Annotated in this window: 27 protein-coding genes and 3 tRNA genes; 18 read left to right on the top strand and 12 right to left on the bottom strand. The window is 42.1% G+C overall.

Going from position 1 to position 25,984, the window contains the following annotated elements; translation table 11 throughout:
* Positions 1-27: 27 nt before the first annotated feature.
* Together ABIM45_04525 and ABIM45_04520 are read right to left on the bottom strand one after the other, a co-directional pair.
* Positions 28-1,356, bottom strand: coding sequence for an ATP-binding protein (locus ABIM45_04525; protein ID MEO0239173.1), 1,329 nt, complete (start codon positions 1,354-1,356; stop codon positions 28-30).
* Positions 1,349-1,789 (bottom strand): NUDIX domain-containing protein, encoded by a 441-nt coding sequence (locus ABIM45_04520; GenBank protein MEO0239172.1) that lies wholly within the window; start codon positions 1,787-1,789, stop codon positions 1,349-1,351. The genes ABIM45_04525 and ABIM45_04520 overlap by 8 nt, the downstream gene beginning before the upstream one ends.
* 108 nt (positions 1,790-1,897) lie before the next feature.
* Between ABIM45_04520 and ABIM45_04515 the strand changes: the two genes are divergently transcribed.
* The 5 genes from ABIM45_04515 to rd are packed head-to-tail and all read left to right on the top strand — an operon-like array spanning position 1,898 to position 3,612.
* A complete protein-coding gene (locus ABIM45_04515) occupies positions 1,898-2,308 on the top strand; it encodes a ferritin family protein (protein MEO0239171.1) in 411 nt (136 codons plus the stop codon).
* Position 2,309: 1 nt separating this feature from the next.
* Positions 2,310-2,813, top strand: a complete 504-nt coding sequence (locus ABIM45_04510; protein ID MEO0239170.1) for a rubrerythrin family protein — start codon at positions 2,310-2,312, stop codon at positions 2,811-2,813.
* A gap of 58 nt (positions 2,814-2,871) precedes the next feature.
* Positions 2,872-3,063, top strand: coding sequence for a MarR family transcriptional regulator (locus ABIM45_04505; protein ID MEO0239169.1), 192 nt, complete (start codon positions 2,872-2,874; stop codon positions 3,061-3,063).
* Positions 3,064-3,076: 13 nt separating this feature from the next.
* Positions 3,077-3,442, top strand: coding sequence for a class II SORL domain-containing protein (locus ABIM45_04500; protein ID MEO0239168.1), 366 nt, complete (start codon positions 3,077-3,079; stop codon positions 3,440-3,442).
* 8 nt (positions 3,443-3,450) lie between these two features.
* The gene (gene rd / locus ABIM45_04495; protein ID MEO0239167.1) at positions 3,451-3,612 is read left to right on the top strand and encodes a rubredoxin; all 162 of its coding nucleotides are present in this window, start codon (positions 3,451-3,453) and stop codon (positions 3,610-3,612) included.
* Here the strand turns inward: rd and ABIM45_04490 are convergent, their stop codons facing one another.
* The 3 genes from ABIM45_04490 to ABIM45_04480 all read right to left on the bottom strand — a co-directional run bounded on the left by ABIM45_04490 (position 3,613) and on the right by ABIM45_04480 (position 6,178).
* Positions 3,613-5,031 (bottom strand): LysM peptidoglycan-binding domain-containing protein, encoded by a 1,419-nt coding sequence (locus ABIM45_04490; protein ID MEO0239166.1) that lies wholly within the window; start codon positions 5,029-5,031, stop codon positions 3,613-3,615.
* Entirely contained in the window at positions 5,028-5,513 is a 486-nt protein-coding gene (locus ABIM45_04485; GenBank protein ID MEO0239165.1) for an adenosine-specific kinase, read from the bottom strand. Before ABIM45_04485 ends, ABIM45_04490 begins: the two co-directional genes overlap by 4 nt.
* Before the next feature lie 101 nt (positions 5,514-5,614).
* Positions 5,615-6,178: a hypothetical protein gene (locus ABIM45_04480; protein ID MEO0239164.1), complete on the bottom strand. Its 564-nt coding sequence runs from the start codon at positions 6,176-6,178 to the stop codon at positions 5,615-5,617.
* Between the two features lie 86 nt (positions 6,179-6,264).
* On the opposite strand from ABIM45_04480, the gene ABIM45_04475 reads away from it, so the two are divergent.
* From ABIM45_04475 to ABIM45_04445, 7 genes are all read left to right on the top strand, one after another.
* Entirely contained in the window at positions 6,265-8,058 is a 1,794-nt protein-coding gene (locus ABIM45_04475; GenBank protein ID MEO0239163.1) for an aldehyde ferredoxin oxidoreductase family protein, read from the top strand.
* Between the two features lie 122 nt (positions 8,059-8,180).
* Entirely contained in the window at positions 8,181-9,764 is a 1,584-nt protein-coding gene (locus tag ABIM45_04470) for a tetratricopeptide repeat protein (GenBank protein MEO0239162.1), read from the top strand.
* A gap of 47 nt (positions 9,765-9,811) precedes the next feature.
* A tRNA-Glu gene (locus tag ABIM45_04465) sits at positions 9,812-9,884 on the top strand.
* Positions 9,885-9,950: 66 nt separating this feature from the next.
* Positions 9,951-10,232, top strand: a complete 282-nt coding sequence (rpsT, locus tag ABIM45_04460; GenBank protein MEO0239161.1) for a 30S ribosomal protein S20 — start codon at positions 9,951-9,953, stop codon at positions 10,230-10,232.
* 12 nt (positions 10,233-10,244) lie between these two features.
* A tRNA-Val gene (locus ABIM45_04455) sits at positions 10,245-10,318 on the top strand.
* Positions 10,319-10,351: 33 nt separating this feature from the next.
* A complete protein-coding gene (locus ABIM45_04450; protein MEO0239160.1) occupies positions 10,352-11,095 on the top strand; it encodes a DNA-formamidopyrimidine glycosylase family protein in 744 nt (247 codons plus the stop codon).
* 106 nt (positions 11,096-11,201) lie between these two features.
* A complete protein-coding gene (locus ABIM45_04445; protein MEO0239159.1) occupies positions 11,202-12,020 on the top strand; it encodes a pyruvate, water dikinase regulatory protein in 819 nt (272 codons plus the stop codon).
* On the opposite strand, the gene feoB is transcribed toward ABIM45_04445, so the two are convergent.
* The 7 genes from feoB to ABIM45_04410 form a co-directional block, all read right to left on the bottom strand.
* Positions 12,017-13,921: a ferrous iron transport protein B gene (feoB, locus tag ABIM45_04440; GenBank protein MEO0239158.1), complete on the bottom strand. Its 1,905-nt coding sequence runs from the start codon at positions 13,919-13,921 to the stop codon at positions 12,017-12,019. The genes ABIM45_04445 and feoB overlap by 4 nt on opposite strands.
* Positions 13,905-14,144 carry a FeoA family protein gene (locus tag ABIM45_04435; protein ID MEO0239157.1) on the bottom strand — a complete coding sequence of 80 codons (240 nt, stop codon included), beginning with the start codon at positions 14,142-14,144 and terminating at the stop codon, positions 13,905-13,907. The genes feoB and ABIM45_04435 overlap by 17 nt, the downstream gene beginning before the upstream one ends.
* A gap of 36 nt (positions 14,145-14,180) precedes the next feature.
* Positions 14,181-15,464, bottom strand: coding sequence for an ABC transporter substrate-binding protein (locus ABIM45_04430; protein ID MEO0239156.1), 1,284 nt, complete (start codon positions 15,462-15,464; stop codon positions 14,181-14,183).
* Positions 15,448-16,482, bottom strand: a complete 1,035-nt coding sequence (locus tag ABIM45_04425; GenBank protein ID MEO0239155.1) for a PorV/PorQ family protein — start codon at positions 16,480-16,482, stop codon at positions 15,448-15,450. Before ABIM45_04425 ends, ABIM45_04430 begins: the two co-directional genes overlap by 17 nt.
* A gap of 73 nt (positions 16,483-16,555) precedes the next feature.
* Complete coding sequence (gene waaF / locus ABIM45_04420; GenBank protein ID MEO0239154.1) at positions 16,556-17,503, bottom strand: lipopolysaccharide heptosyltransferase II; 948 nt, start codon at positions 17,501-17,503, stop codon at positions 16,556-16,558.
* Positions 17,487-18,701: an O-antigen ligase family protein gene (locus tag ABIM45_04415; GenBank protein MEO0239153.1), complete on the bottom strand. Its 1,215-nt coding sequence runs from the start codon at positions 18,699-18,701 to the stop codon at positions 17,487-17,489. The genes waaF and ABIM45_04415 overlap by 17 nt, the downstream gene beginning before the upstream one ends.
* Positions 18,649-19,572 carry a glycosyltransferase family 2 protein gene (locus ABIM45_04410; protein MEO0239152.1) on the bottom strand — a complete coding sequence of 308 codons (924 nt, stop codon included), beginning with the start codon at positions 19,570-19,572 and terminating at the stop codon, positions 18,649-18,651. The genes ABIM45_04415 and ABIM45_04410 overlap by 53 nt, the downstream gene beginning before the upstream one ends.
* A gap of 132 nt (positions 19,573-19,704) precedes the next feature.
* On the opposite strand from ABIM45_04410, the gene ABIM45_04405 reads away from it, so the two are divergent.
* The 6 genes from ABIM45_04405 to ABIM45_04380 all read left to right on the top strand — a co-directional run bounded on the left by ABIM45_04405 (position 19,705) and on the right by ABIM45_04380 (position 25,841).
* Entirely contained in the window at positions 19,705-20,319 is a 615-nt protein-coding gene (locus tag ABIM45_04405) for a hypothetical protein (protein ID MEO0239151.1), read from the top strand.
* A 12-nt stretch (positions 20,320-20,331) separates the two neighbouring features.
* The gene (locus tag ABIM45_04400) at positions 20,332-23,733 is read left to right on the top strand and encodes a ribonucleotide reductase N-terminal alpha domain-containing protein (GenBank protein MEO0239150.1); all 3,402 of its coding nucleotides are present in this window, start codon (positions 20,332-20,334) and stop codon (positions 23,731-23,733) included.
* 8 nt (positions 23,734-23,741) lie between these two features.
* A complete protein-coding gene (dcd, locus tag ABIM45_04395) occupies positions 23,742-24,296 on the top strand; it encodes a dCTP deaminase (protein MEO0239149.1) in 555 nt (184 codons plus the stop codon).
* A 13-nt stretch (positions 24,297-24,309) separates the two neighbouring features.
* Positions 24,310-25,320: a recombinase RecA gene (gene recA / locus ABIM45_04390; GenBank protein ID MEO0239148.1), complete on the top strand. Its 1,011-nt coding sequence runs from the start codon at positions 24,310-24,312 to the stop codon at positions 25,318-25,320.
* Between the two features lie 47 nt (positions 25,321-25,367).
* A tRNA-Asn gene (locus tag ABIM45_04385) sits at positions 25,368-25,440 on the top strand.
* A gap of 131 nt (positions 25,441-25,571) precedes the next feature.
* Positions 25,572-25,841, top strand: coding sequence for a GIY-YIG nuclease family protein (locus ABIM45_04380; GenBank protein ID MEO0239147.1), 270 nt, complete (start codon positions 25,572-25,574; stop codon positions 25,839-25,841).
* Positions 25,842-25,984: the final 143 nt, after the last annotated feature.

The raw sequence follows: 25,984 nt of genomic DNA, 5'->3' as shown, positions 1-25,984 counted from the left end.
ATAATATTTACGCCCCGCTCAATAAAATCAGGGGACTGGGATTGGAATAAATATGCGGAAAGTCGTACCTTTTCCTACTTCTGATTGACAATCGATATCTCCCCCAAGTCCAAGAAGGATTTGTTTTGCATTATAGAGTCCAAGACCGTATCCCTCTTTCTTAGTGCTGAAGAACGGGTCAAAAATTCTGGGTAGAACATCGGGTGGAATACCTACACCATGGTCTCTCACATAGATTGAAACGCCATTCTTTTCCCTTTCAAGCCATATTTCAAGTTTCCCACCGTTGGGCATTGCCTCAACGGCGTTAAAAATAATGTATTCCAGCACCTCCGACAACTGACCCTTAGGAAGAAGGAGGTCTGGAACTTCAGGTAAGGGTTTAAATTCAACCTCTATCTTATGGGCCTTGAAGAGTCCGCTAATTTCGCTAAGTTTAGAAGAAATGAGTTCGTTTAAATTGGTCCTTTCTCTCTTAGTATTTATCTGAGATTTAAGACTCTCCATGGTTTCCTTCAAAATATTTTCCATTTTGATGACATTGTTCACAATGGCATCGACGTAAATTCTTAGGGGATGGTCTGGTCCAATTTCTTCCTTCAAAATTGCCGCAACGCCACCCAGTACCGTGAGTGGGTTTTTGATCGCGTGACTTAATTGGAAGATAAGCTCCTGGTAGATTGCTTTTCTTTGAAGTTCAAGGATCATACGGTCTTTTTCTTCCAGTTGTTTGAAGAGGAGAGCTCTTGATATGGCCATTGAGGCTTGTGCGACGAAGGTTTCTAATGCCATAAGTTTACTTCTATTTATAGGGGTTTCTGTTAAAAAGTTGTCGGCTACTATCACCCCCAGTTCCTTCTTTAAAGTAACTATTGGGGCAACGGCGAACTCCTTGGCTCCAAGGTCTTTAAATTTCCTGTATTCAAGGAGATCGGGATTATCAAGGCGAAAGACCCGCGCCTTTCTCTCCGTTAAAGCCCGCTCAATTTCAGAGTTCTCTCTTATGAGTTCTTCTCTTGTTATGGTAATATTTTCAAAAATTGGTTTCAATTTTTCCCATTCCTTCTGAAACTTTTGAACGGAGTATCCACGTATCAGGTCATCGAGAGTTAAGTTTTTCTGTGCCAGTTCTTGCCAGATTCGTTCTGCATCTTCCCTGTCCTTTGGACCCAAAGCGAAGACAGGCCTAAGCACACCGTTTTCAAATAGCATTACGAAGGCTCTGTTAAAGCCAAAACTTTCTCCTGATGTTATGGCGGTAAGGGTCGCAAAGAGGATTTCATTTAGATCTGTGGATTCCTCAAGGACACTGGCTAAGGTATTTACTGTTTTTAATAAATCAGAAGTTTCAAGCATCTTTTGACCTCAAATATTCTATTGCCTTTTCGATGATTTTTTTATCCTTCTCGTAACTTGCCTTTTTTAATGCCTCTTCGGGTCTGAACCATTTGACCTCATTGACCTCAAAGTCGTGGTGAGATATGTCGCCCTCCATGTATTCAACAAGATAGTGGTAAATAATTTTGTGGTGCCTTATCGTTTCTCCATTTTCCTTCTGGAAAAACCACAGCTCAACCTTATCGAGGAAGGTCTCGATTCGACCTGAGACTCCAGTTTCTTCTTTAATCTCTCTTAGGGCAGCGTTTTCCGGCTTTTCCCCCTTCTCCACAAGACCTTTGGGAAGGGTCCAAACCTTTCCATCTTTGACCGAAATGAGGAGAAACCAATATCCTGTCTCATCCTTCTTATAAACTATACCACCGGCGGAGATTTCAAAAACCGTTTTCATTGCAATAATTATTCAATGCGATGCAGGTACGTTCAATTTATAATCAATACAATGTTGAAATTATTTAAGTCATTTGACAGGCTATGAAAAAATTGTTAAAATTGAACTATGGACTTGAGGGAAATTCTGGAAGCAGGGATCTGGAGAGAAAAGGTCTCTGCTGAGTTTTATAAAAGGCTAAGCAAGAGGGTAAAAGGTGATTTAAAGCTTCTTTTAGAGTATATGTCAACGGAAGAGATGGGACACGAGAAATTTCTTAGAAATCTCTATAGGCGGATGTTTAATCGAGAGCCAGAAGAAGTATCAGAGGCCGGTGAATATGAAATGCCCGAAGTTGAGGTTAAAGCTATTGAAGAGCTTATAGAAATAGGGATTGAAAAGGAAAGGGAGTCGAAGAGGTTTTATATGGACCTCTTCTGCAAGCTTGACAGTTTTGAAGACAAGGAAGTTGTTTTGCAGCTCATAAATTTTGAAGATGGCCATTTGAGGAAACTGGAAGAGGCAAGGAAGGAGGTGTAATATGCGTAAAATGACTGAAGAATTCTTAAACAGCGCCTTTGCAGGAGAAAGTATGGCGCACATGAAATATATGATCTTTGCAGAAATCGCTGAACGTGAGGGGTTCCCGAATATTGCAAGGCTGTTTCGTGCAATTGCTTATGCTGAGCTGGTTCATGCCAAAAATCATTTAAATGCTCTCGGAAAGGTGAAGGATACTGCCCATAATCTACAAACAGGGTACGAGGGTGAAACCTTTGAAGTGGAGGAGATGTACCCTGCATATAAAGCAGTGGCTGAATTGCAGGAAGAGAAACAGGCACTTAGAGGCATTGTTTATGCTCTTGAAGCGGAGAAGATTCACAGGGCAATGTACGCTGATGCCAAAGAGAAGGCTGAGAAGAAAGAAGATATACAGATTGGAGATATTTATATTTGTCCCGTTTGCGGTTATACAGTAGAGGGTGAAGCACCCGATAAGTGCCCAATTTGTGGGGTTTCTAAAGAAAAATTTGTAAAGTTTTAAAAAGGGGGTTTTAAGGATGCCTTGTGCAAGAAAGCCTAAGGCAGAAGGCCCAGATGATATGGAAAAGAAAATACTCGGGGTGCTAAAAAATGCATCCCAACCGATGGGGTGCGGAGATATCGCAAAAGCCTTAAACGTGGAAGTTGCAAAAGTTATGGGAAAACTGAGAGGCATGAAAACAAAGGGGCTTGTAGATAGCCCTGAAAAAGGGAAGTACGTGATTACAGAAGAAGGTAAAAAGGTGGCATAAAGGAGGTATTGTTATGAGGTTTGGAGATTTCATAATGCCAGCAGAAAAAGAGGGTAAAGAAAAACATGTACCTTACATTGAGGCACCTGAGAATGTGAAAAAAGGTGAATTTTTCGAAGTTACTGTTGTTGTCGGAAAAGACGTGCCCCATCCTAATACCGTAGAACATCACATTAAGTGGATTCAAGTTTTCGCGGTTATAGAAGGGCGCGCCTATAATCCTGTACATGTGGCTACCTTTGATTTAGGCCCAACCTATGGTGATCCTAAGGTGACTTTCCGTATGAAATTGGATGCGAATGCCACGCTCTTTGTCCTTGAATACTGCAATCTCCATGGAGTTTGGGAAAATTACAAACAGATCAAGGTTACAGAGTGAGGTGGAACGTGAAAAAGTACAGATGTACAATATGCGGTTATGTGTATGACCCTGCTGTTGGCGATCCTGATGGCGGGATAGCCCCTGGTACGCCCTTTGAACAAATACCCGATGACTGGGTTTGCCCGGTTTGCGGCGCTTCTAAGGAAGATTTTGAACCAATAGAATAGTTAATTGGTATAGATAATAAGGGTCTGGCCAGACCTGATATAATTGGAATTAAGGTTGTTCCATTCTTTCAGTTGATTTATAGGTATTCCATATCTTTTTGAAATGGAGTAAAGGGTATCTCCGGGCCTTACTCTGTACTTGATAATTCCTTTCGGATCGTTAGTTGATGCAACTTTTGCATGGTCTATTTTAGATCTATTCTTTATAGTTGATGAATAGCTAAAGCTTTTTACAGAAGCAGAAGGACCGTATGGGATTACGAGCACCATACCCGGTCTTAATCTTCTGGGGTTGATGTTATTGTTGGCTTGAATTAGGGCTGTTACTGATACTCCGTATTTTCTCGCTATTTTGGATAAAGTTTCACCTCTTCTTACTACATGAGCTTCTGCTTTAAACCATTCTTCCTTTGGGGTGCTATTCATACGCGCTATAAATTCTTCTGCCTTACCAACAGGTATTCGTACATAGTAGTTTCTTAGGTATGGTGGGGTGGCAAATCTATGGAAGGAGGGATTGTAGAATCTAAATTCGCTTTCGCTTATTCCTGCCCAGGATGCAAGCTGTTTTATGTTGGCTTGTGAAGGCACTAAGACGCTATCGTAAGTGAATTCTGGAACATCTAAAACGGAATCTACGAGGTCCTTGTTGTCATTAATAAACATTATTAATGCAAGAAAAGAAGGAACGTAATTTCTCGTTTCTCTTTTTAATTGCCTTCTAATGTCCCAGAATTTCTCACCATTTGTCTTTACCAGCTTTGAATAAACTTTTCCTTCTCCTGCGTTGTAAGCCGCTATGGCAAGGTCCCACCTTCCAAAGATGTCAAAAAGGTCTTTTAAGTATTTACAGGCAGCATGGGTAGAATATATAGGGTCTAAACGTTGATCCACCCACCAATCTACGATGAGACCATATTTTTTTGCCGTGAAGGCCATGAATTGCCAGGGTCCAATAGCTTTTCTTCTGGAAACTGCCTGTAAATTGAACCCACTTTCGATCACCGGAAGGAAGGCGAGGTCCTCCGGGAGTCCGTAGCTACTAATAATTTCAGTGATTTTTTTGAAATATGGAGCCCCTTTTGTTAACGCTCTAATTACTCTTTCCCTCCCTCTTGTGTTGTAGAAGTAGTACCATTTGGCAATTTCCATTTCTTCTTCGTCGGAAAGGATCAGTCCAAAATGGGCAAGACGTCCTTTTAAAGCGTACTCTACTTTTTTGAGGTCCTCTTTAAGGTATTTCTGTGGAATGTTCCCTATTTCTAACTCTAAGGTATCCTCATCAATAAAGCCGTCTCCATATTCGAAGTCTTCGAAAGTGAACTCTACACGGGGTACAATATTCTTTAAGCCTTTTCTTGTAGAACAGGATGGTTGCAAAAGTAAAACTAAACTTACAATTATCAGGACCTTCTTCACTTCTTGTACCCTATTTTCCTTAGAAATTCATGGCGGGCTTTTTTGTCATCAGGGCCTTCAACACCAAGAGGTGTTAGTCCATCTACGACACCCATTACGCCCCTTCCCTGTTCTGTCTCCGCTACGACAACCTCTATTGGGTTGGCTGAGGCACAATAGATATTCACCACTTCTTGGCATTGTTTTATGGCATTTAGAACGTTTATCGGGTAAGCATTCCTGAGAAGTAAGATGAAAAAATGACCAGAAGCAACGTTCTTTGCATTTTCAATGGCGAGATTTACAAGCTCTTCATCATTGCCCGTATAGCGGATAAGCCTTGGTCCCGACGATTCACAAAAGGCAAGCCCAAATTTGATACCGGGTACAGAAGTAACAAGGATTTCCTCAATATCTTCTACAGTCTTGATAAAATGTGATTGTCCGAGAATTGCATTCACATCGTCAGGTTTTTGAATTTTGACAACTTCGAAACGTAACATACTCCACCTCCGTGGTCAATTATAAAGTAGGACCTTAAAACTCTCAATTAAACGACAAATCCGGAAAAGAAATTTATAAAAAGTTTGGCCTCGTTATTTCTTTACTTTCTAAGATCCTCCAGGATAGAATAGAGATCGTGCAAAATTGCCTGTCCTGTCTCGATTTTTCCTGCCCCTAGTCCCATTATGAAAACATCGCCAAGATGATCTGTTGTGAATATAAGTCCATTGAGAATCCCATCTACATGGTAGAGTGGGTCGTTATAATCGACAAGTTCGGGTTTAACTGAAGGATTCGTTTCAGCATATCCTTTTTTCTGGGCTTCTTTTAGGGCTTCTTCATACGGAATACCTTCAGCCATTTTTGTGAGAATGTAATTGGTAGTGCCGTTTACAATTCCACGGATTTCAATAATTTCGCATCCAGCAAGTTCTTTTAAAGCAAATTGGATTGCTGGTGTTCCTGAAAGTACAGTGCCTTCAAATTTGAGTTGAACTCCTTTTCTATCGGCTATTGCTTTTAGTTCTCTGTAGAAAAGAGCAATGGGCCCTTTATTTGTTGTTATAACGTGCTTTCCATTTTCAAGTGCTTTCTTTATGTGAGTAAATCCAATTACAATGCGAGCTTGACAGGGCTTATAACAAGAGAAGGCTCGAATGGGCATCAGAACTACAATAAACGATCTTTCAAGTAGCCAAATTTTTGGGAGGTACAGATTGCGGGTTATAATTTATTTCAAGGAGGTGCAATATGCCCTTTTATGGCAGGGTTGCAGATGTGGATCTTACAACCAAGAACTTAAGGTATTATGAGCTTCCCGAAAAGATGATAAGGGAATTCATCGGCGGCAAGGGAATTGGAGCTAAGATTCTTTATGATGAGTTAGCACCGAAAGTTGATCCACTCTCACCGGAAAACCTTTTAATTTTTGCCCCAGGCCCTTTAACGGGAACGATTGCACCCACTTCAGGTAGATGGGCAGTGGTCACCAAATCACCACACACTAACCTTTTTCTCGACTCACAAGTGGGTGGACATTTTGGCGCTACCCTTCGAAGGGCGGGTGTTGATATTTTAATTGTAAGAGGAAAGGCTGAAAAACCTGTGTACTTATACATAGAAAATGGTGAAGTTCAAATACTGGATGCTACTCCCTTGTGGGGTAAGACCATTTTTGAAACGGAAGACGAGCTGAAAAGAGTCCACCCTGGGGCAAAGGTTGGCTCCATTGGCCCTGCTGGTGAGAATTTGGTTACTTTTGCTATCATTGGATTCGATTACTACAGGCAGGCAGGTAGGGGTGGAGCCGGGGCTGTAATGGGTTCAAAAAATCTCAAAGCGGTCGTTGCAAAGCCTACCGGTGAAATAAAATACTTTGATGAAAAGGGTATGAAAGAGACTGTTTCGAGGCTCCTAAAGCTTATAAAAGAACATCCAGTCATGAAAAGAAGGACTGAGATAGGAACGCCCATGTGGGTCAGGATGGCAAATGAAGGCGGATTTTTGCCAACGAGGAATTTTTCAAGGGGTGTATTCGAGAAAGCCAACGAAATCTCAGGTGAAACGATGAAAGAAAGGATTTGGGTGAGGAATAAAGCCTGTTTTGGATGCCCCATTGCCTGTGGTAAATTGACCCACGTCAAAGAAGGAAAATACAAATGTAATGAAGTAGAGGGACCTGAGTATGAAACCATAGCCTTACTTGGTTCTAACTGCGAAATTACTCCCATTGAGAGTGTAGCCTACTTAAACAGGATTTGCGATAACCTGGGTCTTGACACCATATCCTCTGGCGGAGTTGTCGCTTTTGCCATGGAGTGTTATGAAAGAGGTTTGTTAAAGGATACCGATGGTTTAAAGCTCAATTTTGGGAATGTAGACGTTGCTGCAGAGCTTTTGCGGAAAATTGCATATCGCGAAGGCATAGGGGAGACTTTTGCCCAAGGTGTTAGGAAAGCAGCAGAAAGAATTGGACAGGGAAGTGAGAAATTTGCTATCCACGTTAAGGGGCTCGAACTTCCTGGGGTAGAGCCGAGGGGTTCATGGGGAATGGCCCTCGCTTTTGCAACGGCTGATAGAGGAGGATGTCATCAGAGGGCCTGGACGCCGACAGCGGAATTAAAGGGTATTCTACAAAGGTTCTCTACTGAGGGTATGGCCAAGTTTGTAAAAGAAACACAAGACGAAAGGGCAGTTTGTTTCTCCTTGGTTTTGTGCGATTTTGTTCCTTTCACTGTGGAAGATTTTGCGGAACTTTTATACAACGCAACGGGAATTGATTTGAACCCCGAAGAATATATGGTTACCGGTGAGAGGATCTGGAATCTTACAAGGCTTTTTAATGTCAGAGAGGGGATCTCAAGGAAGGACGATACTCTACCTCCTCGTATTATGGAAGAGCCATCTCCTGCAGGGCCAGCTGAGGGCAAAGTTATTACCAGCGAGATACTGAATAAGATGCTTGATGAGTATTACGCATTGAGGGGATGGGACCAGAACGGGATACCCACAGAGGAGACTCTAAAAAGACTGGGATTAAAGTAGGAATTAATTTTCGGTTGCCCTGCATTTTTAGCTCTGTGCGGATTTTTTAAATTCTTATCATAGAAGTTCTTGACTTGTTATGGTTTGCGAATTAGAATATTTACATTAACAGGAGGAGTGCAGTGAAAAAGGTGTTTACAGGAATTCTCTTATTAGTTGGATTTATTAGTGCACAAATTTTTACTGGTAACCAGAGCGACGTACCAGTCCCTGTAGTCTCCAAGGATTTAACCTTCTATGTTTCGGGTTTCGGAGGCTCTAAACTCGGTTCCGGATTATATTCCTCAGAAGCCTATAAGAGCATTCTTCCGCCCTTTGGACTTTCTTTAGGGTTAGCTTATAGGGATGTGTATTTCCATTTAGGTTATGCCCAGAATAGAAATTTAGATCTCACGCTACAACATACGATTTGGAATAACGGGAAATTTTATGCCTTGTGGGGTATAAACGGACTTATCTTACCGGATGTTGAATCGGAAGGGACCCAGTACATTCCTTCAGAATCCACATCCAAGTTCCTTCGCGTTCCATTCTTTGCCGAATTCTATATGAAGCCAATAAAATACCTTGAAGCAGGTATAGGAATCGGTCTTGGGAGGTTTGCACAAAATAAATACTTACAACAGCCTTTAAAGGTCCCTGGTTTCTTCGCTACCGTTGCAATCAAACCCGTTGACTTTGTTAAATTTTATTGGGAAGGTTACACATCGACCTGGAGGAGGAATCTGGGTATCGCAATTGGTCCCTTCAAAGGGATAGAATTTGTCACAGCCTTCAGGTATTGTGCCTATCCCCCTCAGGATAAGTTTTTCATTCAGCAGGGCTTTGTTGGAATAAGGGCAGAAATACCGGGTAAGGCCATTTTTAAACCAGCGATTTCGGAAGTTAAGCTTATAATCAAAGAACAGGCCACGGGGAAACCCGTTAAAGGTGCGCAGATTGTCTCCACCGAGGGCAAATTCCCGACCCTTGTCTCCAACGAAAACGGCGAGGTGACCACTGCCCTAAAACCGGGAATCTATCCCTTCAGGGTTACTGGGAATAGCAAGTATGCCCCTCTAAGCAGCATGTTTGAAATTCAGCCTAAACAAAAAAGTGTAACCGTTGAAATAAAGCTGAGGTACAGCACTGAGTACATGGACTATCTTGCTATACTCGATAGGACGAGGGACTTAATCAATAAGAAGGACATAAAAAATGCTGAAATCGAAGTTAACAAGGCGCTGAAACTTTTCCCCAACGATGAAGAAGGTCTGAAGGTAAGAGATTCATTATATGCTGTTAAGTCTGCAATGATTAAAGAGATAAGTTCTCGAGCGGACAACTATTTAAGGAATAAAAGGTATCAAGATGCAATAGCCGAGCTTCAGAGAATTTTGACCTTTGACCCGCAGAATGATGATGTAAGAAAGAGAATTGACAGCATTAGGGTTGTTATGCTCGAAGAGAGGAAGAGGGAAACTCCCGCACCTGCTCAGCAGCCAGTGATTACTCCGCCTCCGGCTGCGAAACCCAAGCCAGCTCCGAAGGAAGAGCAGATTTCGGTTCCTGAACTTATTGATAGGGGAAAGAAACTCTTCTTTGAAGGAAAATACAGGGATGCAAAAACTTACTTTGAAAAGGCCTTGAAGCTTGAGCCCAACAACAAAGAAGCAAAGTTCTACCTCGATAAATGTGAGTCCTACATAAAGATGATGGGTGGCTGATACAAGTTGACTATTCAAAGCTTTTATGTGATAATATAAGCACTACAGGCCCCATCGTCTAAGAGGCTAGGACACCGCTCTTTCAAGGCGGCAGTAGGGGTTCGAGTCCCCTTGGGGCCACTTTATTTTTTTTGACTGTACAGTAGCACGAATTTATAATTTACCTGCACAGGAGGAAATTGAGAAATGGGAGTTCGTGTAAATAAGTCTGCTTTAAAAAAGCAAAGAAAGGATGAGAAAAGGAGACTTCGTAACAAATCCTATAAAAGTTTTGTTAAAACCCTGACAAAGAAATTTTTAGCGGAACAGAATATCGAAAAGAAGAAAGAACTCCTTGATCAGTTGTACAAATACCTTGATAGAGCAGCCGATAAGAGGATTTACCACCCCAATACGGTGGCAAGAAAGAAGAGTAAGTTGGCAAAACTTTTAAATCAAGCGATTCAGAGCCAAACCGCTCAGAAGTAGAACCTTTTGGCAGGGCGGTTAGCTCAGCTGGTGAGAGCGCTGCCCTTACAAGGCAGAGGTCGGAGGTTCGAGTCCTCCACCGCCCATTTGATCCCGGGTTTTTTTTATAAATTCCCTCTATGGAAGGACCAGGTGTTCAGCTCATTAAGGAGAAGCTCTCTTTTTTAAAAGGTTCTTTTGTGTTTGGAGTTTCCGGGAATTCAAAGATTGATAAGGAAAAACTGCTTGGGAAAGAGTTGCTCTCGGTGGATTCCGTAGGAAAGCAGCTTTTTCTAATCTTCGAAGGCGTTGCCCTTAGGGTCCATTTTGGTATGTATGGTTCCTTTCGTATTAATAACCCTAAACCGGATAAAGTTCCTCGTCTTCTTTTGAGGTTCAATAATGATGGCAAAAGGCCTGTTGACCTCTATTTTTACAATACGTCTTTGAGGTTGGTTGATCCCCGTGAACTTAATTTAGACAATTCCGTAGATGTTTTAAGTGAGAATTTCGACAGGGAGAAGGCACTGGAAAAAATTAAGAGTGACGAAAGGGTTATAAGCGATGTTCTTCTGGATCAAGAAATTTTTGCTGGAATTGGGAATATCATCAAAAATGAAGCTCTTTTCCTGGCGAAGGTTCATCCAGAAAGCATTTCCAGTAAAATACCGGATGATGTAGCAAGGGATTTAATTGATAAGAGCGTTTACTTTTCCCAGGTTTTTTTAGAACACAGGAAAAAGGGCTGGCCACTAAAAAAAGTTCTTCTTGTATACAATAGAAAGTTTTGCCCACTTTGCGATTCCAAGCTTAAAGTAAGGTACGTTGGAAGGAGCCATCGAAAAACCTTTTTCTGCGAAAAGTGTCAGCGTTTGTATGTGTGAAAAGCAAGCTAAATGGCCCAAAGAAAAATCGCATGTTTTTACGAGAATATCCTTAGCCGACTCAAAGAAGGTTGAATTTTTTTCGCGTTGATTGTAAAATCATAAAATGGCAACAAGGGAGAGGTGGATATTTATTGTATCGGACTCTTCTGGCCTTACCTGTGAAACCGTTGTTAAAGCTGCATTGACCCAATTCACAACCACAAATGTTTATATCAAAAAGTATTCTCAGGTTCGTACCGTTGAGCAATTGAGAGAAATAATGGAGGAGGCTGCACAGTACACGGCTGTTGTTGCCTATACCTTTGTAATAACTGAATTGAGGAAGGAAATCATCGCCCTTTCACTGCAGCTTGGTGTTCCTGTAATTGATATTTTGGGACCTGTACTCTCGCGTCTACAGGACCTTCTGGAACTCTCTCCAATGGCTGTGCCGGGGCTTTTCAGACATTTGAATCAAGATTACTACGAAAGGATCGAGTGCATAAATTTTGCCGTTAAGCACGATGATGGAAGGAATATAAAAGACATTGACCAGGCAGACCTCGTTCTCTTAGGGGTCTCCAGAACTTCAAAAACGCCGATATCGATTTATTTGGCTTACAGGGGAATAAAAACGGCCAACGTCCCGGTTGTTTACGGAAGGCCTCTGCCAGAACAGGTTTTAAGACTTCCTTCATCTAAGATTATAGGACTTACGGTCGATCCTGAGCGTTTAAGGGATATAAGGTTAGTAAGGGCAAGTAGGTTAAAGATGGAATTGAGTGATCCATACGTAAATTTAGATGAAATCAAAAAAGAAGTGAATTATGCCCTAACCCTTTTCCGTGAGCACAATTTTACAATCCTTGATGTTACTTCACGGTCTATTGAAGAGGCAGCTACGGCCATAATGGAGATAATTGGGAAAAAAGGACGTTCTTAGAAAATTAAACCCATCAAAAGACCGAGGATTGACGCTAAGATTAAACTGACGGCTATTTGAATAAGGGTTTTAGTTAAACCAATTTCTTTCCACAGTGCCAGGATCGTTGAAAGACAAGGTGTATAAAAGGTCACGAAGGTGGTAAAGACCACCAGTTCCCTTTTGGTCATAACGGTGTTCAAAAGCTCTACAGGAACTTTAAGGGCCTCCGAAGCCATTATTAAAGCCAATTCCTTTCTTAAAACGCCGAAAATCAAGACTACACTGAGATTTTCGTTAATTCCAAGTATGCCATGAACAAAGGGTGAAAAAGCCCTGTTAATAACTGTGTCGAGGCCGAAATATTGCATTAAGCTTAGAATGATGCTACCAATAACAATGATCGGCCAGGCGAAGAAAATAAAATCTTTGAGCTTATACCACAATTTGCTCAAAGTGCCTTTCACCGTTGGAATGCGATAGGGTGGTATTTCCAGTATGAAGTCGGTAACTTCCGATTTGTAAAGAAGACTCACTATTTTTGCGAGGATTGCGATAACGAAAATATTCAGGACAAAGAGGGTAAAAGTAAATTTGAAACCAAGAAACAGGTTCGAAAGAGCGAAAATTATGGCAAGCCTCGCCGAGCAGGGAATGAAGGGAATAAGAAAGGCTGTAGTGATTCTTTCTCGCTCGCTTTCAATTATCCGGGTGGAAAACACTGCGGGTACATTGCAGCCATAGCCGAGGATAAAGGGAACTACGCTCTTTCCATGAAGACCGATACGGTGGAGAAAATGGTCTAAAACAAAGGCAAGCCTTGAAAGGTATCCCAAGTCTTCCAGTATGGACAGCAAAAAGACAAAGGGTATAAAGTAAGGAAATACAATACCGATTCCACTGTTTAAACCATCAACAACGGATTGGATCAGGGTTTTTAAAAAACCACCCCATTTTGTAAGTTCAATTATCTCGCTTAACTTATCAAAGGGAATGGCAAAGATTTCTGCTAGAAAACCGCCCACTTTCTGGACAAGGAAAAATATTCCAAGCAATGTAAGAAAGGCAATTAAAGGCCCTGCATAGCTGTTCATAACAATCGAATCCATTTTGTAATCAATGAATTTTTGCTTTTTCACATGGGTTATCTTTGCACATTTTTCGAAGATCTCCATTGCCAGTTTGTGTTTTTCTTGGTGAACCAGGAGCCAGGGCGACTCAACTTTCATAGAAGAAGACAAAGAATTATTTATCCTTTCGGCTTCTTTTTTCTCCAAGATGTTTAGTTGCCCATCAGCATTGGCAATGGCAAGGATTTTGCAAGCATCCTCACTTAGTTTTGGGTATTTATCCTTGATTTTCTTAATTGCATCTTTAATTATCTCCTCTGCTTCGGGCCCCAGTTCAATTCTTAACAATTTGAAAGGCTTTTGGGGATTAAAGACTTTCTTTATTACCTGGTCAATTCCTTTCCCCTGGGTTGCCACCGTTTCAACCACATCTATACCCAGTATCTCCTCGAGTTTTTTCGTGTCAATCTTAATACCCTTTTTCTCAGCTTCATCTTTCATGTTTAATACCAGTACCATTGGTATCCCGAGGGTTGAAAGTTCAATGGTCAGTTCAAGACTTCTGGAGATAACGGAGCTGTCTAAGATATTTATTATTACATCGACGGGATTTTCCAGTAAATATTTAAGGGTAACCCGCTCCGCAGGTTCTTCACCGAGGAGCGAATAAATACCCGGAAGGTCAGTAATAACAAGTTTTACACCTTCGTAGATTACTTCTGCAGTAAGGAATTCAACGGTAGTACCAGGAAAGTTAGAGGTTTGGGCTTTGTAACCTACAAGCTGATTAAAAAAAGTGCTTTTTCCACAATTTGGCTGCCCAACGAGGGCAATTCTAATTGTATTTTGCATGTTCTACAACTATTTTCCTTGCCAATCCCCTGCCTAAGGCCACTTTGACGCCTGAATCAAGGTCCTCTACAAGGATGGCCCCTTTAAAAGGTCCAAAGTGTAAAACTCGCACCCTATCTCCAATATTAATTCCTAAACTCATAAGGCGCCTTAATGCCCTTTGCCCGGCGTTAATACTTTTGACAACTACGACATCATCTATTCTTACTTCGTCTAAGGACATGTGATTATAATAAGCTTTTTTTTGTGAATTTTTAAATCACTTTTTGGAATGCCTATAAACTTGGTAGGATTTTCTCCTGGCTATTTCTTGTCTGATTAAATCCGCTGCCCTTTTGAGGCTTTTTTCAGGCGTTGCATAACCTCTAAGGGCGGGTTCTATCCCTTCTTCGGATAGTATTCTTCTCCCTGTGAACCACACAGGATCCCGCGGCTCATAATCTCCGTATTCTACCTGCAACATGGCCTCTTTTAGCCCGGGTACTGATTCGACGAAATGCTTTAAAATGGGATGATCAAAGGCCGTTCTTGTTAATGGTATATAGCCCGTTTTTGACGACCAATAGGCTTGAACGCTGTCCTCTAAGAAGTAATTAAGGAAATTAGCAAAATTTTTCTTATAGCTTTCGGGTACGTTTTCGAATATACCGACATTGGTTCCAGAAATGATAACGGTCTTGTATTTGTCAATGGGGACAGGCGCCACACCTAATCGGAACTTAATCTTATCTTTCATAAAGGCGTAGGAGACGATGGTACCCCAGATCATTGCAACTCTTCCATTGGCAAAGTCATCCTGATGGGAGTAGCCAGTCCCTAAGTAGGCGCATTTATCTTTGAAGATTAGATCTTGAAGAAATGTAAGTGCTTCAATGCCTCCCTTTGAATCAAAAAGTACTGAATCGCCCTGAAGCAATCTGCCACCCTTTTGATAGAGTATGGTAGCAAAAATCCACACATCTATGGTAAAAGCAGTACCGTAGATCTCGGGTTTGCCGTCTCCATTTTCGTCAATGGTGAGTTTTTTTGCAACTTCTCTGAATTCGTCCCAGGTTTGAGGGAATCTCTTGATTCCATACTTTTCAAAGAGGTCTATGTTGTAATAAAAAACGGGAACGCTCTTGTTGAAGGGGAAGGTCACGAGGGTGTCACACCACATGTTTCCCTTTATCAGCACGTCAAAGACATTTTTTAACTTGGTAGAGTCAATAAGGCTCAAGTAATTTTGTATGGGGGTTATTTTACCTGCTGATAGGAGTTCAGAAGCCCACGACTCATAAAGCTGAGAGGCCGTTGGCGGCGTATTGGCAGCTACAGCACCCATTATTTTCTGGGAAAGGGTATTGTAGTTTCCCAGATTAACAAGGGTAATTGGTGGGTTGGACTGGGAATACCAGGTTACTATGGTCTTCAAGGCATCGCCAAGGGGACCACCCATGGCGTGCCAGAAAACCGTCCCCTCCTGCCTTTTCGCAGCGCAGGAAAGGAAGATAAAAAGAGTTAAAGTAAGATAGTATTTAACTTTCTTAGAACTTGAAAGCATAACTCAGGCCATAACGTACGTTAAGCCCTTGCTTAAAGCTGTAGATGTAGTGGTCATCGGAAACGTCAATGCTTAAACCTTTAAATTTGACACCAAATCCAAAGGTTATTCCCTTCCTTGCTCCAAGCTGGTCATGGAAGTAGCCAAATCTCAAAGAGGCTAAATCGAATAGGGTGTATTCTAAACCCGCATGCTTCCAGGCATCATCAAGAACATAACCAATCCCTTTATCTCTGTAGTCATTGGTAATGTTAACTAACACTTTTGTTATTTCAAAGGCAAGAGAAATCTTGTGATTTTTGATGTTTAATGGGGTGAAAGCAACTCCGGTCTTCACATGGTAAGGGAGTGGATCCCTTTCGCCCGTGGAAGTAATCACAAGCCCCGGTCCAAAATTATCAAAGAAGAGGGAATAACGAAATTCCGGTTTATTCTCACCCATTGTAAAAGGCTTTCTGTAAAGAAGACCTGCACCCACTGCGAAGGTAGAGCCACTTCCTCCACCTTCTATACCCGTAGCCTGATAGAGCACATCTTCTGGTGCTAAGAAACTGTGAATGAATTTTATGTCGCCTCCTATACTTAGGTTATCATTTATTTTGTAACCATAGGATACCTGAATTTGGAGGTCATAAGGAGACCAGGATCCTAAGTATTGATCGTCAGAAACCCCCTCAATTTTGCCATAGTAGAGAAAAATTATGTTTGCCCCGACGGTTCCAACGGGTAGCGGGTAAGTGAAAGCGGTGAATTCGTGGTACATATCAGGAGCAAGCCCGCGAAGCCAAGGGGTGTGAACCACCATTATTTCTCCTCTTTGTATAAATCCCAATCCTGCGGGATTATAGTAGGTTGCTGATGGGTCATCGGCAATAGTTGAGAAGGCTGCCGCCATTCCTGTTGCTCTCGGAGATGGGAAGATCATAAGGAAGGGAACTCCCGCATCAAAGGAGTCAGCCTTTACGATCCCTGCAAGGACAGCAAGGGAAAAGAGCAATTTTTTGAGTTGTTTTGTCATTTTATCCCTCCGCAATAATTTTTCAGAAACCAGAATTTAGCGGGACTTGCCTCCTTTAGTTAAAATTTTAAAGTCACTCTCTTATAACTTCAAACACTTCCTCGGGTTTTACTGATTTCATGCACTCTTTCGTTCCGAGGGGGCACTCCCTTTGCTCGCAGGGGGAACATTTCAATTTTTTGTAGAGGACCATAACATTCTTTCCCAGTGGTCTTGTCCAGGAAACAGGAGTGGGTCCGAAGATCGCAAGGGTTTTAGCGCCGATAATGGCTGAAAGGTGTGTGAGACCGGAATCTCCGCCTATGAAAGCCAGACTTTTTTTCGCAATTGCAGCTGCTTCCCATAAAGATGTTTTTCCGGTTAAATTTACAAAATTTTCCCCTTTGAAGACCTTAGACCTTTCTAAGTCACCCTTGCCTCCAAAAATTACTGATTTTATTCCGTGTTTTAAAAGGATTTTACCCAACTCAATAAAATTCTCTTCTCCCCACTCCTTTGCTCTTCCGAACTGGGCAAAGGGGGAGAAGCAAACGTAGGGCTCATCAATCAGTCCAAAGTTTTTTAGAATTTCCAGAGCTGAGGCCTGGAATTTTTCTGGTATTTCAAGTTCGAATTTAACTTCTTTTATTTCAATGAGATTCTGATAAAGCAAAGCGTAGGTCTCGGTGGTATGACGTTCTTTCCAGTCTTTTGGAATTTTGATCCGCTTTGTGAGCAAAAAATCCCTTGCATCAAAGGAAAAGCCAATTCTTTTTGGGGTTCGGGAAAGAAAGGCCGCTAAGGCAGAAGAGAAAGATATGGGCGTCACTATATAGTAGTCGTACTGTTTCCACAGGGTTAAGTGTTTTTTGTAAAGTTCATCGTTTGATTTGAAGGTAATTACAGGGAATCCCCAGAACAAATCTTTGATGGTTTCCTTCGTTACTATACTTACATCGTGCCTCTTTGAGACCTCGATGATAAATGGCAGGTTAAAAACAGCATCTCCCAGCCAATTAGGCGTTCTAATGATTACCTTCATCACCTTTAGCCTTGTTTAAAAGTAGGCCAAGGGAAAGGGCAAAGGTCTGGACCACCTCTGCATCACTGAAACTGTATTCAAAGGCTCCAGCGATGAGCATTATTAGAAGAAGCCCTATACCGTACAGGCTGTATTCATTTTTCGTTTTTAAGAAAAGGAGCCCATAATAGATAAAGATTAAAATGTAGGCTATGAGAAGCAAGATTCCGCCATTGACGAGGGCCATTATGTAATTGCTATGGAGGTGCCCACTTACCGGTTTCTTTGTATCGGGATATTTTTCCAATGTTTCTTTTAATTTAGGCGTTGCGTATTTGCTGAGATATTCTTCCCTTACCTTCTCCTCTCCCCAGAGCTCATAGCCAATTCCTGCTAAGGGTCTTGCTTTAAAGATGTTGAGACCGGTTTTCCACATTTGGATCCTTAGGAAGGTGCTCATATTTTGAGGGGTGGGAGCGCTTCTTTTTAGATAATCGTAACTCTTCTGATTTAGAAATACGGCTGAGGCAAATATCACAAGTAGTAAAAAATAGATTACCTTCAAGGACCTTTTCGCAAAAATTATAAAAAGGACCATAAAAACAGAAACGCCTAAGTAGTAGCTCCTTGAGTTGTTGATGGCGAGGCTTATTAGAACTAAGACACTTGCCAAAAAAGGAGATAGGAGTTTCCTTAGGTTACTACCTTCAGGGAAGTTAATAAGCGGAAAAAGGAAGGAAATAACCCCTGCGTAGGTGAGTTTTCCCCCCATAAATCCAACTAACCAGCTCTGCCGATTAAGAAAATGCCATCCGTGAGGGTGTAAAAAGTAAGCCAAAAGGGCTATGGAAGTAAACAGGATGGCAAAATAAGGGAACCTCTTATAATATTGGTCTCTTTTAAGCAGGTCTGAAAAGGCAAAGAAAATAAAGGGAACAATAAGGTCAAAGACTATTCCCTTTGTTTTTATGATCGCCTTTAAGGGCATGGGTGAGAAAAGGGAAGTTAAAACAGCAACACCCCAGAATATGTAAAGGGGTAAATTTTCTTTTCTCCAGAGCACACGATAATTTATGATGACTGTAAGAAGTGCGATGGAAAGGTATACGGTTCTATATGCGTTTGGTAAAAAGGGGAAAAGGAGAGCACCATAGGTCAGTATGTTTTTAATGCTCTCCCGGGAAAGGATGGTAGTAGCCGATTCTCCTGAAGTTTTCATATTCACCAAATCTCCTCTTAGTGAATTTCTCGGTTAAATCCGCAATAAAGTCCCTGAATTTCCACTTAAATTTCCTTTTTAGATACTCTTCTTTAATGGGCAAAATAAAGTCGTTATCAGCGACCTGTTTGTTTATCCTCTCTAACATAACCTTTGGGTGGGTGCCTTTGAAGAAGTGGAGGGATTCCTTGTGACGCATTAGTTCCTCTAAGCTTTTTTCAACAAATTTCTCCTTGACAATTTTATCGTCTTTCCAGTGCCAGCGGGCCTGTTCAATTAATTTATCCTTTAAAACACTTTTTCTTCTTGCCCAACCATAGTGGTATATGTAAGCATCGAGGGAGATCACCTGGAGCTTCTTTCCGTTTTTCCTGAAACTGTGGGAGTCTTTATAGGGTGCTATGGTAGGGTCATTTCTTACGATTCTTATTTCGTTTCTAACCCAACCTTCTCCTTCGTGGTACAGGTAATAATTACCGTAAAAATGTTTGTATTTCAAGGTGAAGCCCTCAACCCTATCGTCCTCAAGATAGTCGGTTAGGGCGGACCTTATATAATCTAAGTATTTTTCATGGACTACTTCATCTCCTTGCAAATAAAAACACCATGGAGACTTACACTCCATCATAGCCCTGCTGGCAAAAAGAACCTGAGGCTTCCCACCGCCTCTAAGCTCTTCAAACCATGGGGTTGTTATGATTTTTACTTTTGGGTCTTTTATGGTTTTTACGAGATCTAAGGTTTCGTCTTCCGATTCGATAACGTTCACAATAAATTCATCGACTAAGGGAAGTAAAGAGGAAATAGCCTCTACGATAGGAAAATCGTATTTCACAGCGTTTCTAATGTAGGTGAAGCCGCTCACGAGCATTGCAAAATTATATTCTTTGAGACAGGTTTGGACAAAGGTGGTTAAGTAACTGGTATAAATCACCTTCACGGAGTTTAACAGGGGTTTGCCCCTTCACTTTACACTTTTCAAAGTTGCATTTAAAATTTTTTTATGAAGAAGTGGATTTTCCTTTTGTCGATTTTGATGGCTTCCTGTACCCAGACAAATAGAGTTATTGATGAGCTTTACATTGACTACTTTCCGACGAGTACCGGCATGAAATGGGTCTACAGGACCCCCGATAGCCTTTTAGTTGTTAGGGAAGTTTTACAGGATTCGGAAGTTTCACCCTCTTTGAATCTGGTGCAGATTGAGATGATGGGTGAAATGGAACAGTATAAAAAAAGCCCCGATCTTGTTTCGGTAATCTATGAATATAGTAAGTTTATAAACGGTAACGAGGTAATTTTTGAAAAAAGTGACCTTCCCCTTTTCTATCAGCCTGTTTTGAAGGACGAGTTTTTTGCCGATACCTTAAGCCGCAGCGTAGTCCTTGGAGATACTTTTAGATACACCAGGCTCTTTACTTCGCAGATTACAAGAGGAAAGAGTGAAAGGAAAAATCTTCTTTTTACAATTAATGCAACCCTTAAGAAGGGTGGCATTGAAGAAAAGCAAAGTATTTATTGTTTTTATGAATTGGCGCCCGATACGGGGCCTGTTTATATTAAGAAAATTTATAACGGCGATACTTTGGAGTTGCATCTTGAGCAATTTTTTAAATAAGGGGGGATTTATATGGGCGATTTATTTTTAAGTGAAAATGCACTGAAGGTGCTGGAGAAGCGTTATCTTTTAAAGAATGAGAATGGAGAGGTTATTGAAACTCCGGAGGGGATGTTTCGAAGGGTTGCTAAGGCAATAAGTGAAGCGGAGAGGAACTACCCTAAGAGCCCCTTTACCGCCGAAGAATTAGAGGAAAAGTTCTATGAAATAATGACTCAGCTTTATTTTTTACCCAATTCCCCCACTTTAATGAATGCAGGTACCCCCCTTGGTCAGTTAAGCGCCTGTTTCGTGCTCCCCGTTGGTGATTCCATGGAGGAGATTTTCGAAGCAATTAAAAAAACTGCCATCATTCACAAAACGGGCGGAGGAACGGGCTTCTCTTTCTCAAGATTAAGGCCGAGAAATGATATTGTAAGAAGTACCGGCGGTGTTGCCAGCGGACCTGTGTCCTTTATGAGGGTTTTCAACGAGGCGACGGAGGCGGTAAAGCAGGGTGGAAGGCGCCGTGGTGCCAATATGGGGATTTTGAGGGTTGATCACCCTGATATCCTTGAGTTTATTGAGTGTAAAGCCAAGGAAGGAGAATTGGCCAATTTCAATATCTCGGTAGCAGTCACTGATAGGTTTATGGAGGCTTTGGAAAAGGGCGAAGAGTATGAGCTTGTAAACCCGAGAAATGGGCAGGTAACGGGTAAGTTGAGTGCAAAGGAAGTTTTTGACAAAATGGTCTATTACGCATGGAAGAACGGCGAACCGGGGGTTATCTTTATCGATACTATTAACAAGAAACACCCGGTTCCCGGTGCCGGAGAAATAGAATCCACTAATCCCTGCGTTACACGAGATACCTGGGTTATGACTGCAGATGGCCCTTATCAGGTCAAAGATTTGCTTGGTAGGCCCTTTGTCGTGGTCGTAAACGGAACATTATACGAGACCACAAGTAAGGGATTTTTCAGCACAGGAATTAAACCCATTCTGAAATTACAAACTAAGGAGGGTTACAGCTTAAGATTAACACCCGATCATAAGGTTTTGAAACTTACAAATAAAGGAAAGGATCGGAAAAACTATGAATGGGTTTCGGCACAAGATTTAAAGCCCGGAGATAAAGTGGTACTTCACAACCATCGTGCCTTAGGCAGCTGGCCCGGTGAACTCACAAAATCGGAAGGCTATCTTTTGGGACTCCTTATGGGAGGTGTTGAGATTGAGGAGGAGGCGTCAGTCCTATCAACTTTGGAGGGGAAGAGGGAAGCACTGGAAGAAGGCGAGGCTTTGACGAAGGTTCTCTCCTATGCAATGGCTATGTCTCATTGTTCAGAATCGAGAGGTGTGTTACAGGTTAAAAGTGGGAATGGTCATAGATTGAATTTTGAAACTTTAAGGGAATTTTCGAGGAAATTTAGAATAGAAACTGAAAAGGAGATTGTATTGTCTACCATTGAAAGGGCTTCGTCGGAAGGGTATAAGGGTTTCCTGCGAGGCCTATTTGATACCAATGGCAATATTTGTGGAAATCTGTCAAAGGGTGTGAGTATAAAACTCTCCCATAGCGATTTCGAGCTTCTAAAGACCGTTCAAAGGATGCTTCTTAGGCTTGGGATCGTAAGCAGGATTTACTATAAGGGAGAGGATGCAAGGCTTGAAAAGTTAGAAGGTGTCAAGAACATTGAATCATCTTACAAATTAGAACCTCAATATGAGCTGGTTATAAGCGGTGATAACATTATTGTATTTGCGGAAAGAATCGGCTTCGGCGACAATGAAAGGATGCGGAAGTTGAATTCTGCACTTTCTTCCTATAAGAGGGGGCCAAAAGAAGAGTCCTTCTTGGCAACGGTGGAAAGGGTTGAGGAAGACGGATTCGAAGAAGTTTATGATGTTCAAGTACCTGGAATAAACGCTTTCGACGGGAATGGCCTCTATATCCACAACTGTGGGGAACAACCACTCCTGCCTTACGAATCCTGCAATTTGGGCTCCATTAATCTTTCGAAATTTGTAAAAGGTAAACCAGCCTATGAAGAGGGTAAAGTTAGCACCGCTGAGGAAGCCTTAAAGAAGATTGACTGGGAAAAATTGAGAGAGATTGTGCATCTTAGCGTTCATTTCCTGGACAATGTTATCGATGTGAACTATTTCCCCTTCGAAGAAATAAAGAATATGACCTTGGCCAACAGGAAAGTTGGACTTGGAGTTATGGGCTTTGCGGATATGCTATTGCAACTTGGAATCCCCTATTCCTCTCAGGATGCTGTAAAGGTTGCGGAAGAGGTTATGAAGTTTATACAGGAAGAGGCGGTAAAGAAATCAATGGAACTTGCTGAATACAAAGGATCTTTCCCGAATATCGATAAAAGTATTTACAAGCACCCGATGCGCAACGCAACGCTGACGACCATAGCTCCAACAGGTTCCATCTCCATGATTGCCGATACTTCATCGGGTATAGAACCCCTTTTCTCCTTGGCCTATACCAAGACTGTCCTTGGTGGTGAAAATCTGCTATACATAAATAGCCATTTTGAAAGGGCGGCAAGAGCCCTTGGCTTTTACTCCCGAGAGTTAATGGAGGAAGTTGCGGGCGCGAGAAGCATAAAAGATTTTAAAGGCATTCCAGAATCCATAAGGAAAGTCTTTGATACCACCTTTGATATTGAACCGATGCAACACTTGAGGATTCAGGCTGCCTTCCAGAAGTATGTGGATAACGCGGTTTCCAAAACGATCAATATGCCTAATAGTGCCACTGTTGAGGATGTTGCAAAGGTTTATAGAGAAGCATACTACATGGGGCTTAAAGGCCTAACGGTTTACCGGGATGGCTCAAGGGAAGAACAGGTGATCAAGGTGGCTAAGGAAACCGCAGAGACGAAAAGGCCTCCTTTCACAACCCCGAGGCCAAGGCCAGAGGTCACCAAGGGCAGAACCATTAAGATGGTAACAGATCTCGGAAATTGCTACATTACCATCAATGAAGATGAGTACGGTATCTTTGAGGTCTTCATATACCTTGGAAAGTCTGGCTCTCAAACGATGGCCTTTACCGAGGCCATTGGGAGGCTCATCTCCCTTGCTCTGCGTTCCGGGGTGCCGGTAAGTGAAGTGGTAAAACAATTGAAGGGTATCAAGAGTTCTACACCTGTAAGGCAGGAAAATGGTGAGGTAGTTTATTCCGTGCCCGATGCGATAGCCAAGGCAATAGAAAAGTACTTAGAAAGAGGTGTTCAGTTAGAGCTTCTGCCTGCAAGTCCTACACTAAAGCCCATTATAGATCTCCATAAGAAGGCAAAGAAGTCAGAAGAAGCGGAAAAACAGTATGACATCTGCCCTGAATGTGGTGGAAGGTTAATTTACCAGGAAGGTTGCTATCTTTGCATTGATTGTGGTTATTCAAAGTGTGAATAGGAGGAGCTATGCCAGTAAAGTCTGATCGCTGGATAAAGGAAATGGCATTAAATTATAAGATGATTGAACCCTTTGAAGAAAAACTGGTAACGAGCGGTGTTATCTCCTATGGGCTTTCATCCTATGGGTATGACATTCGCATCGCTGACGAATTCAGGGTTTTCACTGATGTTTACCAAACCGTTGTTGACCCTAAGAACTTTGATCCCCGTTCCTTTGTTGAAATCAAAGGTCCGGAATGCATCATTCCCCCAAATTCCTTTTGCCTTGCGAGAAGTCTTGAATATTTCAGGATTCCGAGGAATGTAATTGGGATATGTCTCGGAAAGAGCACTTATGCCCGTTGCGGTATCGTGGTCAACATTACACCTCTTGAACCTGAATGGGAAGGCCATCTTACCATTGAAATTTCCAACACAACCCCTCTACCTGCGAAAATTTATGCTAACGAAGGAATTGCACAGCTTATATTTATTGAATCGGACGAGCTTTGTACTGTATCATATAAAGATAGAAAAGGAAAATACCAGGGGCAAAGGGGGGTAACCCCGCCCAAGGTTTAAAGAGGTGAGAGATATGGCAGGAGAAGACAAGGATCTGGAAAAAGAGCGAATACTTGATGCAACTCTAAAGCAGATAGAAAAACAATACGGCCCGGGTTCCATAATGAAACTGGGCGAAGCCACTCAAATTAAGGTGGAAGTTATTCCAACGGGTTCTTTTGGCCTTGATATTATTACGGGGGTTGGAGGTTATCCAAGGGGAAGAATTATTGAAATCTTTGGACCTGAAGCATCTGGTAAAACCACATTGGCACTTCATGCCATTGCCGAGACCCACAAACTTGGTGGTAAGGCGGCTTTTATAGATGCGGAGCACGCCCTGGATCCCACTTATGCAAAGGCCCTTGGTGTCAATGTGGATGACCTCATACTTTCGCAGCCAGATACGGGGGAGCAAGCCCTTGAAATCGTTGAGATGTTAGTGAGAAGCAACGCCATTGACCTTGTGGTTATTGATTCCGTTGCAGCCCTCGTTCCAAGAGCCGAGATCGAAGGGGAAATGGGTGATGCCCAGGTTGGCCTGCAGGCACGATTGATGTCAAAGGCAATGAGAAAACTCGTCGGAGTTTTGAATAAATCGAAGACCTGTGCCATCTTTATAAACCAGATAAGACAGCAAATTCAGACGGGATTTGGTTTTGGAAATCCGGAGACAACCCCCGGCGGACTTGCCCTTAAATTCCATGCTTCAATGAGGGTTGAGATTAGAAAGATTGCCTCTATTAAACAGGGTGAAGACATCATAGGAAACAGGGTTAAGGTGCGTATTGTAAAGAACAAACTTTCACCGCCTTACAAGAGTGCCGAATTTGACATCATTTATGGAGAGGGAATTTCCTACGAAGGTGAACTTATTGATTGGGGCCTTGAGCATGGCATAATTAAGAGGAGTGGAACCTGGTTCAGTTTCAAGGACTATCAACTCGGTCAAGGCAGAGAGAAAGCAAGGCTCTTCCTAAAGGAGAATCCCCAGGTGAAGAAAGAGTTAGAAATGGAACTTAAGAAGGCTCTTGGACTTGCATAGTTTTCTTGACTGTGCAAAAGTGGTGAAATATAATTAAGCTATAACACTCCCCGGTAGCTCAACAGGCAGAGCACCTGGCTGTTAACCAGGGGGTTGGGGGTTCGAGACCCTCCCGGGGAGTGTTTTTTATTTGGGGGTTGCATAAAGAGATACTTAAAGATAGAGTACCTGGCTGTTAATCCCCCATCCGGGGGATTAGGGGGTTCGAGACCCTCTCCGCCTGAGGCGGGAAGTGTTTTTATTTTGGGGGAATGTTTTACGTTTATGTACTTGTAAATCCTAAGGGCAAAATATACATTGGTCAGACCTCTGACCTTCAAAAACGGCTTAAGCAGCATAATAATCCAGATTGTAATTTAACTCTTTATACCAAAAGGAACCCAGGTCCATGGAAACTTGCTTATTATGAAGTCTATGAAACCAGAGCTATGGCTGTTAGGAGAGAGAAGCAACTTAAGAGCGGGAAGGGGAGAGAGTGGTTGCATAAAGAGATACTTAAGGATAGAGCACCTGGCTGTTAATCCGCCTAAGGCGGATTGGGGGTTCGAGACCCTCCCGGGGAGTGTTTTTTATTTGGGGGTTGCATAAAGAGATACTTAAAGATAGAGTACCTGGCTGTTAATCCCCCATCCGGGGGATTAGGGGGTTCGAGACCCTCTCCGCC

The sequence above is a fragment of the candidate division WOR-3 bacterium genome, from assembly GCA_039803545.1.
Lineage (GTDB): Bacteria > Hydrothermota > Hydrothermia > UBA1063 > UBA1063 > UBA1063.
The sequence above is the reverse complement of the archived record's forward strand: the minus strand, read 5'-3'. Positions and strand labels throughout refer to the sequence as shown.